The organism is Kineococcus deserti (assembly GCF_050871945.1).
Lineage (GTDB): Bacteria > Actinomycetota > Actinomycetes > Actinomycetales > Kineococcaceae > Kineococcus.
In genome coordinates this window covers 201,050-214,344 of sequence record NZ_JBJLSI010000002.1, presented here as the reverse complement: position 1 = coordinate 214,344, position 13,295 = coordinate 201,050, and the positions used below count along the sequence as shown (strand labels likewise).

The 13,295-nt window shown below is 72.8% G+C and carries 12 protein-coding genes; 7 read left to right on the top strand and 5 right to left on the bottom strand.

Annotated elements, in window-relative coordinates:
- Window positions 1–58: 58 nt before the first annotated feature.
- Window positions 59–949 (bottom strand): glycosyltransferase family 2 protein, encoded by an 891-nt coding sequence (locus tag ACRYR2_RS02975; RefSeq protein WP_432561327.1) that lies wholly within the window; start codon window positions 947–949, stop codon window positions 59–61.
- Between the two features lie 134 nt (window positions 950–1,083).
- Here ACRYR2_RS02975 and ACRYR2_RS02970 point away from each other — a divergent pair, with 134 nt between their 5' ends.
- The 4 genes from ACRYR2_RS02970 to ACRYR2_RS02955 are packed head-to-tail and all read left to right on the top strand — an operon-like array spanning window position 1,084 to window position 5,310.
- Window positions 1,084–2,043: a glycosyltransferase family 2 protein gene (locus tag ACRYR2_RS02970; protein ID WP_432561326.1), complete on the top strand. Its 960-nt coding sequence runs from the start codon at window positions 1,084–1,086 to the stop codon at window positions 2,041–2,043.
- On the top strand, window positions 2,040–3,098 hold the full coding sequence (locus ACRYR2_RS02965) for a polysaccharide pyruvyl transferase family protein (RefSeq protein ID WP_432561325.1): 1,059 nt from the start codon (window positions 2,040–2,042) through the stop codon (window positions 3,096–3,098). Before ACRYR2_RS02970 ends, ACRYR2_RS02965 begins: the two co-directional genes overlap by 4 nt.
- Entirely contained in the window at window positions 3,095–4,159 is a 1,065-nt protein-coding gene (locus tag ACRYR2_RS02960) for a glycosyltransferase family 4 protein (protein WP_432561324.1), read from the top strand. Before ACRYR2_RS02965 ends, ACRYR2_RS02960 begins: the two co-directional genes overlap by 4 nt.
- A complete protein-coding gene (locus tag ACRYR2_RS02955) occupies window positions 4,156–5,310 on the top strand; it encodes a glycosyltransferase (protein ID WP_432561323.1) in 1,155 nt (384 codons plus the stop codon). Before ACRYR2_RS02960 ends, ACRYR2_RS02955 begins: the two co-directional genes overlap by 4 nt.
- Here the strand turns inward: ACRYR2_RS02955 and ACRYR2_RS02950 are convergent.
- Window positions 5,307–5,933: a dTDP-4-dehydrorhamnose 3,5-epimerase family protein gene (locus ACRYR2_RS02950; protein WP_432561322.1), complete on the bottom strand. Its 627-nt coding sequence runs from the start codon at window positions 5,931–5,933 to the stop codon at window positions 5,307–5,309. The genes ACRYR2_RS02955 and ACRYR2_RS02950 overlap by 4 nt on opposite strands.
- Before the next feature lie 115 nt (window positions 5,934–6,048).
- On the opposite strand from ACRYR2_RS02950, the gene rfbD reads away from it, so the two are divergent.
- Complete coding sequence (gene rfbD, locus ACRYR2_RS02945; protein WP_432561321.1) at window positions 6,049–6,903, top strand: dTDP-4-dehydrorhamnose reductase; 855 nt, start codon at window positions 6,049–6,051, stop codon at window positions 6,901–6,903.
- 90 nt (window positions 6,904–6,993) lie between these two features.
- A complete protein-coding gene (locus ACRYR2_RS02940; protein WP_432561320.1) occupies window positions 6,994–8,442 on the top strand; it encodes a phytoene desaturase family protein in 1,449 nt (482 codons plus the stop codon).
- An 18-nt stretch (window positions 8,443–8,460) separates the two neighbouring features.
- Here ACRYR2_RS02940 and rfbA read toward each other — a convergent pair whose 3' ends face one another.
- Window positions 8,461–9,336 carry a glucose-1-phosphate thymidylyltransferase RfbA gene (gene rfbA, locus ACRYR2_RS02935; protein WP_432561319.1) on the bottom strand — a complete coding sequence of 292 codons (876 nt, stop codon included), beginning with the start codon at window positions 9,334–9,336 and terminating at the stop codon, window positions 8,461–8,463.
- 21 nt (window positions 9,337–9,357) lie between these two features.
- Between rfbA and rfbB the strand changes: the two genes are divergently transcribed.
- Window positions 9,358–10,347, top strand: coding sequence for a dTDP-glucose 4,6-dehydratase (rfbB, locus tag ACRYR2_RS02930; RefSeq protein ID WP_432561318.1), 990 nt, complete (start codon window positions 9,358–9,360; stop codon window positions 10,345–10,347).
- Between the two features lie 114 nt (window positions 10,348–10,461).
- On the opposite strand, the gene ACRYR2_RS02925 is transcribed toward rfbB, so the two are convergent.
- Window positions 10,462–11,403: a glycosyltransferase gene (locus tag ACRYR2_RS02925; protein ID WP_432561317.1), complete on the bottom strand. Its 942-nt coding sequence runs from the start codon at window positions 11,401–11,403 to the stop codon at window positions 10,462–10,464.
- A 173-nt stretch (window positions 11,404–11,576) separates the two neighbouring features.
- Window positions 11,577–13,205 carry a dolichyl-phosphate-mannose--protein mannosyltransferase gene (locus ACRYR2_RS02920; protein WP_432561316.1) on the bottom strand — a complete coding sequence of 543 codons (1,629 nt, stop codon included), beginning with the start codon at window positions 13,203–13,205 and terminating at the stop codon, window positions 11,577–11,579.
- Between the last annotated feature and the right edge of the window lie 90 nt (window positions 13,206–13,295).

The window sequence follows — 13,295 nt, the reverse complement described above, 5'->3', positions numbered from 1 at the left end:
CGCCGGCGGCGTGCACGGCGCTCGCGGGCGATGCTCAGGTCGTCGACACGGGCCGCGCTCAGCGGTACTTCACCGCCGCCGCCGCGCGGCCGTACCGCATGTAGAACGCGCCGACGACGTACGCGACGCGGCTGCGCACCCCGGTCAGCTCCCGCGAGCGCGCCGCGCGCAGGATCGAACCCACCGGCGGGTAGAACGCCTTGACGGACAGCTCGCCCGGCGGCCTCTCCCCGGCGCGCACCCGCAGCTGCCGGCCGTGCTGCACCCGGCACAACTTCTTCCACGCCTCGGCGTAGGACTCGCGCGCGGGGTGGGCCACGACGGCGTCGTCGACGTAGGTCAGGGCGAACCCCGCGGCGACGGCGCGGCCGCACCACTCCGCGTCACCACCGGAGGGCAGGTCGGCGTTGAACGGCCCGACGGCGTCGAAGACGTCGCGCGGGACGACGATGTTCGCCGTCACGGCGAAACCCTGGCGGACGGTGCGGTCCTGCCGGAAGGCGTTGACGACCTCGAAGGCCTCGACGGGGTGGGGGCGGGCCGTGTCGCGCGGGTAGACGCGCACCCGGCCGGCCACGACCTGCGCCCCGTCCTGCAAGGCCCGGACGGCGTGCGAGATCCAGCCCGGATCGGGCAGCGTGTCGGAGTCGGTGAACGCCAGGACGTCGCCGTGCGCTCGGGCCACCGCGGCGTTGCGCGCGGCGTACGAGCCTGGTCGCGGTTCGACCAGAACGCTCACCCGCGGGTCAAGGTCGGCGAGGTCGTGCCGTGGCTCGCGCGAGCCGTTGTCGGCCACGATGATCCGGAAGCGGTCCGCCGGGTGGTCCTGGGCGAGCAGCGCGCGGATGCACGCCTCCAGGCGCGGGTCGTCCTTCACCGGGACGACGACGTCGACGAAGGGGGCCGGGTGGCCGGCCAGGTCCTCCGGTGCCGACTCGAGCGTCGACATGCTGTCTCCCTCCGTCGGCGGCGGTGGGCGCATCGTCGCACACCGGTTGCACTGGGTCATCGCGCTCACTCGATCGCCCCTCACGGCGACAGGTCGTTGCAGCTCGGCCACGTCACGTAGCAGGATCCGCCCCCGTGAGTGCTTCCCCGCTGCCCCCGGTGGCCGTCGTCGTGCCCGCACACGCCTCGGGACCGGAAGGGGTGCAGGAGCTGCGCCGCTGCCTGCGGGCCCTGGCCGACCAGGACTACCCCGGGCCGGTGCGCGTGGTCGTCGTGGACAACGCCTCCCGCCTCGACGTCTCGGCGGCGGTGCCCGACGACGACCGGTTCGTCCTGCTGTCCGAACCGGCCTCCGGTTCCTACCGGGCCCGCAACCGCGCGCTGGCCGAACTGCAGCAGGACGACGCTGCCGAGGTCGTCGCCTTCACCGACGCCGACTGCACACCCGAACCGGACTGGCTCAGCGCCGGGGTGCAGGCCCTGCAGCGCACCGGGACCGGTATCGCGATGGTCGGCGGAGCGGTGGAGCTGTCCTTCACGGCGGGCGCCCCGCGCACGGCGTGGGAGCTGTACGAGGCCGCGCACGCCTTCCCGCAGCAGGAGTACCTCGCCAAGCAGCGGTTCGCGGTGACCGCCAACCTCTTCACCTGGCGCTCGACCCTGGCCGAGGTCGGCCCGTTCGACGCCTCCCTGAAGTCCCGGGGGGACGCCGAGTGGGGACAGCGGGTCGCCGGCCGCGGGGGAGCGCAGGGCTACGCCGAGCGGGCCGTCGTGCACCACCCCGCCCGCTCCACGTGGTCGGCCATGGTCGGCAAGACGCTGCGGGTGGCCCGCGGACGGTGCGACGTCGACCTGGCCCGGGGCCGCGGACCTCGGCACTTCGCCGGGGTTGCCGCAGCCCACGTGCGGCTGGCCGGGCAGGCCATCGTGCACCCGCCCGTGCGCGCGGGGATCCTCACCACCCCCGGACGCCGCGCGCGCTACCTGCTGGCGCACACGACCGCCCGCGCCCTGTTCGTCGGCGTCAACCTGCGGTGCGCGTTGCGCAGCACTGCAGTGACCGCCAGTGGCCGTCCCCCTACACTCCCCGCATGACCGTCACCCGACCGGATGCGGCCCTCGTCCACCGCCTCGGTGCCCTCTGGCAGGAGGCCGTGACGCGCGCGGTCGGTGCCGAGCACGCGGCCCTGCTGGACTTCCCAGGGCACAAGAACGTCGGCGACTCCCTGATCTGGCTCGGCGAACGCGCCCTCCTGGCGCGCGGCGGGATCTCCGTTGACTACACCTGCGAGCACCACTCGCTCGTGCCCGCCGCACTGCGCGCCCGCAACGGCGCGAACCCGATCATGCTGCACGGCGGCGGGAACTTCGGTGACGTCTGGCCGGACTACCAGCGCTTCCGCGAGGACGTCGCCCGCCGGTTCGCCGACCGGCGCGTCGTCCAGCTGCCGCAGTCGGTCTGGTACTCCGACCGGGACGGCGCCGCGGCGGGTTCGGCGGCGCTGCGCGCCCACCCGGACCTGCACCTGATGGTCCGCGACCGGCGGTCGCTGGCCGAGGCCGAGGCGATGTTCCCGAACGCCTCGCTCAGCCTCGTCCCCGACGCCGCGTTCGGCCTCGGGACGCTGCAGCGCAGTGCACCGCCGGAGGTCGACGTGCTCTGCCTCATGCGCGACGACCGCGAAGGGGTGGGGCACGCGGCAACCTTCCGTGCCGCGGGTCTGCCGGTCACCGACTGGGGCACCCACGAGTTCAGCCACCGGGCCTGGAAGGTCAAGCGCCGCACGATCGGCGCCGTGCGCCGCGTCGAGGGCGCACGGACCGCACGCCTCACCCAGCCCGTGCTGTCCGCGGCTTACACCTCCATGGCGCGGCAGAACCTGCAGGCCGGGATCCGGACGTTCAGCCGTGGTCGGGTCGTCGTCACCGACCGGTTGCACGGCCACATCCTCTGCCTGCTGCTCGGCATCCCCCACGTCGTGCTGGACAACTCCTACGGCAAGATCCGCGACTTCCGCGACGCGTGGACGAGCGACAGCGAGCTCACCCGTACGGCCACGACCGCCGACGAGGCGATCGACGCCGCGCGGGAGCTGCTGCGGCTGTTCCCCAGCGGGGCGCAGGACGGATCCGTGGCGGCCGCCGGATGAGCACGCCCTCGCCGGCGACGGGCGCCGAGCCGCGGACCCGGTCGTCCCTCACCGTCGACGTGGCGGTTGCCTCGGCGCACACGAAGGGCTGGCCGCAGCGGCACGCGCAGGGCCTCGTCCCGGACCGCTTCCCCTACGGGCTGGACCGGCTCGCCGACCACGACCTCGAGCCGCGCCTGCTCGACGTGGGTGTCCCACGGCCCCTGGAACGGGCGTCGGGCAAGCTCCTGGACGGCCTGCGGTTCGGGCGCAGCTGGCGCGGGACCGGTCCGCTGCTCACCTGGGAGGAACGCCTCGGTGTTCCCGCCCTGGCCGCCGTGGGCGGCTCCCGGCCCGTGGTCTCCGGAGTGGTGTGGGCCACCGACGGCGGATCGGCTGCAGCGCAAGCCGTCACGCGCCGCTACCTGCGACGCGCCGGGCGCCTGTTCGTCCTGTCGACCGCCCAGCTGCCGGTGCTGGAACGCTGGGGGCTGCGGGCTCCGCAGGTCCAGTACGTGCCGCAGGGCATCGACACCGACTTCTGGACCGAACGGCCCGTCGCCGCGGCCACCGGGACGGTCGCCTCGGTCGGCAACGACCGGCACCGCGACTACGCCACGCTCGCGGCCGCGTGGCCGCAGATCCTGCGCGCCGATCCTGGCGCCGACCTCACCGTGGCCACCACGCGCGAGGTGGCCGCCGGACCGCGCAGCCGCACCGTGCAGCTCGACCACGTCGCCCTGCGCGAGCAGGTCTACCGCCGCGCCGCGGTCGTCGTCGTCCCGCTGGTCCCGAACGTGCACTGCTCCGGGCTGACCGCCTCGCTGGAGGCCATGGCCTGCGGGGTGCCGGTCGTCGTGACCCGCACCGCCGGGATGGAGGACTACGTCGCTGACGGTGAGACCGGGCTGCTGGTGCCGCCCGGTGACCCGGCGGCGCTGGCCGCCGCCGTGAGCGGCCTGCTGGCCGACCCCGACCGAGCCGCGGCGATGGGGCGGGCCGCCGCCGAGCGCGTACGACAGCGGTTCTCCACCGCGCGGATGGCCGCCGACCTGGCCTGCCTGGTCCGGGAGGCCGCGTGAGTTCGCGACGCCCGCTGGTCGCCCTGCTGTCGAGCACGCCCTTCCAGGGGCACCGGCTCTACGAGCAGCGCCTGGCGGCCGAACTGGCCTGCACGCACGACGTTCTGTTCGTCCAGCCGCCCACCGCGGTCTGGACCAAGGCCGACGGACTGCGCGTGCGCCGGCCGGCGGTCCAGGCGCCCGAAGGGATCACCGTCGTCACGCCGTGGGTGCCACCGGCCAGCCGCCGTCGCGGACTGCACCACCTCAACGCTCCCGTCGTCGCGGCGACGCTGCTGGCCGCTGTCCATCGTGACGGCCGGCGGCCCCAGGCCCTGGTGAGCGCCCAGAACGTGGGCCGCCCGTTGCAGGCAGCCGCCCGGGCGCTGCGGGCCCGCACCGCCTTCCTCGTCAAGGACGACTACGTCGCCGGCGCCGGTCTGGTCGGGGTTCCCGCCGAGCGGTTGCGTCGCGGACGTGACCTCAGCCTGGCCCTGGCCGACGAGGTCGTCGTGGTCTCCCCACGGCTGCAGCGACTGTGCGCGGCCTCTGGTAGGCAGGCGCACCTGGTCCCGGCCGGGGCGCAGTTGTCGCCGGCCGGAACCGGGGAGGACCTGGACCTGCCGGCCGGCCCCTTCGCGGTCTTCCTCGGCATGGTCTCGGACCGGATCGACCTCGAGGGGTTCCGCGCGGTCTTGGAGGCCGGACTCGACCTGGTCGTGGTGGGGCCGCGCCAGCCGACGTTCACGCAGGACTCCACGTGGGCTGATCTGGTGTCCCACCCGCGGATGCACTGGATCGGACCCCGAGCCCCGCAGGACGTCTCGGCGGTGCTGACGCGGGCGGCGGTGGGGTTGATGCCCTACACGCCTTCGGACTTCAACCAGGCCAGCTTCCCGCTGAAGGTCCTGGAGTACCTGGCGGCCGGGCTGCCGGTGGTCTCCACCCGGCTGGAGGCGCTGGACTGGCTGGACGCGCCGGGCGTGACCGTCGTCGACGAGATCGCCCGCAACGCCGGTGACTTCGTCAAGGCCGCTGTCGAGGCGGCGGCCGCGTCCGATCCGCAGGCCGCCGCGCAGCGTCGGAACTACGCGGCCGGTCACAGCTGGTCCGCCCGAGGCGTCCGGTGGCGCGAGATCCTCAGCCTCGACCCCGCGCCGGGACGTTCCTAGGAGGCCCGGGCGCGCAGCCCGGCGGTGAACGACGCGACCTGCTCGGCCTGCGGCAGCACCCCGGCGTCCAGGGCCTGCTGCAAGGTGGGGGCCTGTTCGTCCTTGCCGCTGAGCGTGAACTCCAGCGGCCGACCGTCGCGGCCCTGCGTGGGCCACTCGATGCCCAGCGCCGGATCGAGCGGGTGGACGCCGTGCTCCCGCTCGGGGGCGTACCCCTCCGAGCACAAGTACACGACGGTCGAACCGTCGGCCAGGGACAGGAAGGCGTGCCCGAGCCCTTCGGACAGGTACACGGCGCGCCGGTCGACGTCGTCGAGCAGCACCGAGTCCCACCGCCCGAAGGTCGGGGACCCGACCCGCAGGTCCACGACCACGTCCAGCACCGCGCCGGCCGCGCAGAAGACGTACTTGGCCTGTCCGGGGGGGACGTCCGCGAAGTGCACGCCGCGCAGGACCCCGGCGGCCGAGACGGAGCAGTTCGCTTGCGCCAGAGTCAGTCCGTGACCGACCTCGGCCGTGAAGGAGGGTTCCTTGAACCACTCCATGAACTTGCCGCGGTCGTCGCCGAACTGTTGTGGTGTGAACTCCCAAGCGCCGGGGACGGCGAGTTCTCGTGTCTGCACGGGCCGGACACTACCGACTGCCGTGAAGGCTGTCCGTGACTCCTCGGTCACCGTAGGCTGCGCGCGAACGGCAGGGCGGTCGCCCTGCCCCATCGACAGCACTGGAGGAACGCGCGTGCGTTGGGTCGTCGCGGGAGCAGGCGGGATGCTCGGGACGGACGTCGTCGACGTCCTGCGGACGGCGGGGCACGAGGTCCTCGCCCTCACCCGGGCCGAGCTCGACGTCACCGACCCCGCGGCCTGCGCGCGGGCCGTTCCGGCGAGCACAGACGTCCTGGTGAACTGCACGGCGCACACGGCCGTCGACGCCGCCGAGACCGAGGAAGCCGCCGCGTTCGCCGTCAACGCCGTCGGTGCCCGCAACCTGGCCGTGGCAGCCGGCGCCGCGGGGGCACGATTCGTGCACGTGTCCACCGACTACGTCTTCGACGGCCTGGCGCAGGAGCCCTACGCGCCGGACCACCTGGTGGCCCCGCGCAGCGCCTACGGGCGCACCAAGGCCGCGGGGGAGTGGGCCGTGCAGGCCAGCGGCGCCGACGCGCTCGTCCTGCGCACCGCGTGGCTGTACGGCGCGCACGGCGGGTGCTTCCCCAAGACCATGGTGAAGGCCGGTCGCGAACGCGGGGCGCTGTCGGTCGTCGACGACCAGGTCGGACAGCCCACGTGGACCCGCGACGTGGCCGACCTCGTGGCCCGGCTGGTGAGCGCCGGTGCGCCGGCCGGCACCTACCACGCCGTCTCGGCCGGTTCCTGCTCCTGGTTCGAGTTCGCCCGCACGGTGCTGGCCTCAGCCGGCCTGGCCGAGGTCGACGTGAAACCGGTCAGCAGTGCGGAGTTCGTCCGGCCGGCGCCACGGCCGGCGTTCTCGGTGCTGTCGACCCAGAACCTGCCCGGGGCCGGGGTGCAGCCGATCGGGGACTGGCGTTCCCGGTGGGACGTGGCCGCCTCCGACGTCCTCGCAGCCGTCTGACCGGCGCGGATTCCCTCCCGCGACGGCAGGTCCGGGCCCGATCACCGTTGGTAGCGTGCCGGTCGTGGAGTTGAGCGGGGAGAGCGTCCGGTGATCGGCCGGGCGACCGTCGTGGGCGCCGGGCCCAACGGCCTGTCGGCCGCGGTCCTGCTCGCCCGCGCCGGCCTGGAGGTGACAGTCCTGGAGGCGACCGCGCACGTGGGCGGCGCCTCCCGCAGCGCCGAACTGCTCGGCCCGGGAGTCGTCTCCGACGTCGGATCGGCCGTCCACCCGTTCGCGGCCGCCAGCCCGTTCTTCGCCACCCTGCCGCTGGAGCGGCACGGGCTGCGCTGGCTGCACGGGCGGTACCCGGTGGGGCACCCTCTCGACGACGGCCCGGCGGCACTGCTGCCGGGAGACCTCGACGAGGCGGTCACCGCGCTCGGCCGCGACGGTCGCGCCTGGCGGACGTTGTTCACCGGCCCGGTGCGGAACTGGGAGTCCCTCGTGCCGGCGGTCCTCGGGCCGCTGCTGCGGGTGCCCACCGCCCCGCTGACGCTGGGCGGTTTCGGGGCCCGCGCCGCGTGGCCGTCGTCGGTGCTGACTCGCACCGTGTTCCGCGGGGAGCCCGCGCGCGCCCTGTTCGCCGGGATGGCCGCGCACGCCCTGCAACCGCACGACCAGCCGCTGACGGCGGCGTTCGGGATGCTGTTCGGCGCGGCCGCGCACACCACTGGCTGGCCCGTCCCGGCCGGCGGTGCGGGAGCGATCACAGCGGCGCTGGCCGCTGAACTGGCCGAGCACGGCGGCAAGGTGCTGCTGGAGCACCCGGTGCGGACGCTGGGCGACCTGCAGGCCGCCGGGAAGGCCGACGTGACACTGCTGGACCTGACCCCGCGGCAGTTCCTGTCGGTGGCGGGGTCGTCGTTGCCCCCGCGCTACGCCGCGCAGATGCGGCGCTGGAGGTACGGCGCCGGCGCGCACAAGGTCGACTACCTGCTCGACGGGCCGGTGCCCTGGCGGGACCCGCGGCTGGCCGACGCGGTCACGGTGCACGTCGGCGGCACGGCCGCGCAGGTCGCGGCCGCCGAGGACGACGTCGCGCACGGCCGGCACCCCGACCGGCCCTTCGTCCTGGTCGCCCAGCAGGACGTCGCCGACCCCGGACGTGCCCCCGGCGGGCAGCGGGTGCTGTGGGCCTACGCGCACACCCCGCAGGGATCGAGCGACCCGGGCACGGGCGAGCGCGTGGACCGGCAGATCGAGCGGTTCGCCCCGGGTTTCCGGGACCGGATCGTGGCCCGGGTCGAGGCACCGCCCGCGGTGCTGGAGCGCCAGAACGAGAACCTCGTCGGCGGGGACGTGGGCGGTGGGGCGCTGACGATCCGCCAGCAGCTGTTCCGGCCGGTCGTGGGACTGGACCCGTACTCGACGCCGCTGGCGGGGACCTACCTGTGCTCGGCGGCCACCCCGCCGGGCGGAGGCGTGCACGGCATGTGCGGGGTGCACGCCGCCACCCGCGCCCTCACCGACCTGGCGCGCCGCCGCAGGACCGGCTGACGCGCTCGGGCGGGCTCGTCAGGCGTGCCGACCGCGCGCCAGGAGCTCGAGCAGGTAGGACCCGTAGCCGCTCTTGACCATCACCGAGGCCCGGTCGCTGAGCTCCTCGTCCGACAGCCACCCGTTGCGCCAGGCGACCTCCTCGGGACAGCCGATCTTGAGCCCTTGCCGCGCTTCGAGGGTGCTGACGTAGTTCCCGGCGGCGAGCATCTGGTCGAAGGTCCCGGTGTCCAGCCAGGCCGTTCCACGGGGGAGCACCTCGACGGCCAGTTCGCCGCGTTCGAGGTAGGTGCGGTTGACGTCGGTGATCTCGAGTTCACCGCGTGCCGACGGCTCCAGCGACTTGGCGATCTCCACCACGTCGGAGTCGTAGAAGTACAACCCGGGGACGGCGAAGTTGCTCCTCGGAGCGGTGGGTTTCTCCTCCAGCGACAGAGCGTTCCCGGCCTCGTCGAACTCCACGACGCCGTAGGCCGTCGGGTCGCTCACCCAGTAGGCGAAGATCGCGCCGCCCCGCAGGCCGTCGAAACGGCCCAGCTGGTTGCCCAGGCCGGGCCCGTAGAAGATGTTGTCGCCGAGCACGAGGCCCACCGTCTCGGAACCGACGAACTCGTCGCCGATCACGAACGCCTGGGCCAGGCCGTCGGGGGAGGGTTGCACGGCCCACTGCAGGTTCACCCCGAACTGCGAACCGTCGCCCAGCAGTCGCTGGAAGCCCTCGGCGTCGTGGGGTGTCGTGATGACCAGGACGTCCCGGATCCCCGCCAGCATGAGCGTGGAGAGCGGGTAGTAGATCATCGGTTTGTCGTAGACCGGGACGAGCTGCTTGCTGATGCCGCGGGTGATCGGGTGCAGCCGCGTGCCGGATCCACCGGCGAGGATGATTCCGCGCATGACACCGTAGTATGTCGCCCCATGAGACTCCTGGTCACGGGTGGTGCAGGCTTCATCGGAAGTCACTACGTTCGCTCGGCCCTGACGGGGGTCCACGGAGCCGGCGGCATCGAATCCCTCGTGGTGCTCGACAAGCTGACGTACGCGGGCAATCCGCGGAACCTGGACCCGGTGTCCGGTGACCCCCGCCTGCGGCTGGTCGAGGCGGACATCACCGACGCGGCCGCCGTGGACGCGCTGATGGCCGAGGCTGACGTGGTCGTGCACTTCGCGGCCGAAAGCCACGTCGACCGGTCCATCGACGGCGCAGCAGGTTTCGTGCACACGAACGTCGTGGGGACCCAGGTCCTGCTGGACGCGGCGGTGCGGCACGACATCGACAAGTTCGTGCACGTCTCGACCGACGAGGTCTACGGCACGATTCCCGAGGGTTCCTGGCCCGAGGACCACCCGCTGGAACCCAACAGCCCCTACTCGGCCTCGAAGGCCTCCAGTGACCTGCTGGTGCGTTCCTTCCACCGAACGCACGGGCTGCCCGCCTGCATCACGCGCTGCTCGAACAACTACGGCCCCTACCAGTTCCCCGAGAAGGTCATGCCGTTGTTCATCACCAACCTCATGCGTGGGGGCACGGTCCCGCTGTACGGGGACGGTCTCAACGTGCGCGACTGGCTGCACGTCGACGATCACTGCCGCGGCATCCAGCTCGTCGTGGACGGCGGCCGGCCCGGTGAGGTCTACAACATCGGTGGCGGCACGGAACTCACGAACCGGGAACTCACCCAGCGAATCCTCGACGCGTTCGGTGTCGGGTGGGAGCGGGTACGTGAGGTCGAGGACCGGAAGGGTCACGACCGGCGGTACTCCGTGGACATCTCGAAGATCTCCACCGAACTCGGGTACTCCCCGAAGCACTCGTTCGACGGGGGCCTGGCCGAGACGGTCCAGTGGTACCGCGACAACGAGGCCTGGTGGCGACCGCTGCTCGAACGGGTCGAGACGGCTCGCTGAGTCCGACCCGGAGGTCGATCCCCCCCGAGGTCATCGACCTCCGGATCGGTCCCGGTCGCGGCCGAGGCCGCGGCGCACGGAACCCCACTCCGGCGCGGAGTGGGGTTCCGTCGTTCACAGGGCCAGCGGTCGGGCGTCCTCGCGAAGGCCGACGGTGCTGCTGGCGGCCAGCACCAGGTCGTCCAGGCTCACCTGGTCGGCCTCACGCACCACGGCGAGGCCACGGTGCTTCAGCATGCCCGCGATCTGCTCCTGGTGGTCGTCGACGTGCTCGGCGAACTCGGCACGGCGCGGGATCAGGACGGGAAGCTTGCCCGCCTGCAGGGCCTCCAGGGCCACTCCGGTGCCGGCGTGCGCGATGACGAGGTCGGCCTCGCGCATCGCCGCCGACAGTTCCTGCGCCGGTACGGCGCTGCGCGGCTCCAGGACGGGCAGGCCGGTGGTGTCGGTCGTTCCCGTCTGCCAGAGGATCTCGGCGCCGACGTCGTGGAGGATGGGTGCCACGTGTTCCAGGAGGCGCCGGAACCCGTAGGTGCGTGAGGTCCCCAGGGAGACCACGACCTTGGACACCTTGCGCTCCTCGGGCAGCGGCTGCGGTTCCCAGCCGTCGAAGACCGAGCCGGCGTACTTCCACTTCTTGGAGGCCCACGAGGCGTTCTGCGTGTACAGCTCCACGCCGGGGATCTTGGCGAGCAGCCGGCCGGACAGGCTCGGACCGTTGGTCCGCGTCGCGCTCTCGATGTAGTAGCTGGGCGTCCCGTGCAGGCGGGCCTGGGGGAGGACGGAGACCGCCAGGCTGGAGCCCGTGCTGACCACCGCGGAGATCTTGCCCTTGCGGAAGAGCGGCGAGGCCAGCATGGCGTTCTGCAACGCCGCCTTGAGGTCCCGGGTGGGACCGGGCTTGACCCAGGTGACGTCCTCACCCGCGAGCAGGGACTCCGACTGCGGAGTGGGGACGGTGACCCAGCGGAACGCGTCGGCGATCGGAAGCCGCTTGGCGAGCGACTTCAGCTGTGCCAGGTGACCGCCGTCATTGGCTACCAGAAGTGCAGTCATGGGCGTCCTCGGGCTCGCGGGTCGCCCGGACGGGCGAACCTGTGACTTGCCGCACCCTAACCACTGCAGTGGGTAATCGCCAAGAGGCGTCCGTCACACTTCCGCCGCATTTGCCTCGGCCAAGCAGGTGAACCCGTTGCCGCAGCGTTACTTTCCCGTGACCGCAGAACGTGTCAGATCCAGCTCGGCAGCCACATCCGCCGACTCCACGACTCGTACGGGATGACCTGAGCCGTGTAGACCGGCCAGAAGAAGGCGAAGCAGGCCGCGCACGCCACGACCACGACCCCGGCGCACACAGCCCCGGTCCGTCGCCGGCGCAGCGCGGCCTCCACCCGCACCCCGCGCTGCAGGACCGCCGCGCTCGGGTCGGGACCCAGCACCAGACCCAGCAGGTACACGACGGCCAGCACGACGAAGGGGACGAAGACCACGGCGTAGAACGTGAAGATCGTCCGGTGCTGGTACTGGAACCACGGCAGGTAGGCCCCGGCGTACCCGGCCAGGATCGCGCCGGCGCGCCAGTCCCGCCGGAACGCCCAGCAGAAGAGCAGGATCGCCAGCGCTGCCAGGCCGACCCACCAGAGCACCGGGGTGCCCAGGGAGGTGATCGCCTTCGAGCAGCTGTCCACGGCGCAACCCTCGACGCCGTCGGTCTTGGCCTCGTAGAAGAAGGACGTCGGCCGGCCCTGGACCAGCCACGACCAGGGGTTGGCGGCGTAGGGGTGGGGGCTGTCGAGGCCGACGTGGAAGGCGTAGGCCTGCTGGTGGTAGTGCCACAGGCTGCGCAGCGCGTCCGGAACGACCGCGCCGATCCCGGACGACGGGTGCTCAGCGCCCCACTGGCGGCCCCAGCCGAGGTCGCTGCGGAACCAGCCGGCCCAGGTCGCCACGTAGGTCACGACGGCGACGGGAACGAGGCTGACGAAGGCGCCGATCCCGTCGTGCCACACCGCGGCCGCGAACCAGGGGCGTACGCCGATCGCCCGCCGGGCCCCGGCGTCCCACAGCACCGTCATCACCCCGAAGACGGCCAGCACGTACAGGCCGGACCACTTCACCCCGCACGCCAGGCCCAGGCTGACGCCCGCGGCCAGCCGCCAGCCCCGGAAGCCGATCCTCGGGCCGAAGCCCGCGACCCCGTGCACGGCCACGGCGCGGGCCAGCCTGTCCCGTGCGTGGTCCCGGTCGCGCAGCAACAACGCGAAGGCGACCAGCACCCACCACATGAGGAAGACGTCGAGCAGGCTGGTGCGGCTCTCGACGAAGTGCTGGCCCTCGAAGGCCAGCAGCACCGCCGCAGTGACCCCGAGCAGCGTCGAGCGGAACAACCGGCGCGCGATCCGTCCGATCAGCAGGATCGACAGCGTGCCGATCAGCGCGGCGGAGAAGCGCCAGCCGAACGAGGAGTCGATCCCGAACAACCACTCCCCGAAGGCGATCATCCACTTGCCCACCGGGGGGTGGACCACGAAGTCACCCGTCGTGCCGAAGACGTCCGGCGTCCCGGCGGTGAACAGCTCGTCCGGCTTCTCGAGGGCGGAGTCGTTGCGCAGCTCCACTCCATGCAGCAGCAGCGAGTAGGCCTGCTTGACGTAGTACGTCTCGTCGAAGACGAGCTGGTGCGGGCGGCCCAGCTGGAAGAAGCGCAGGAAGCCGCCGACCGCGGTGACCAGGAGCAACGGCAACCAGGCGCGGCGCCAGGACTCCCCGGTGATCTCCGAGGTGCCGCCCAGCAGACGGGTCCGCACGTCCACCGGCCCGCTCCGCGTGCGCTTCACGCCGGTGTCCAGAGCGCTCACGCCCCGACCTGCCGCGACAGTCCGGTCAGGGTCGGGTGCCCGTTCACGATCACCGAGCCATCGTAGGTGCGCACCTCCGCCCCTGGTGTG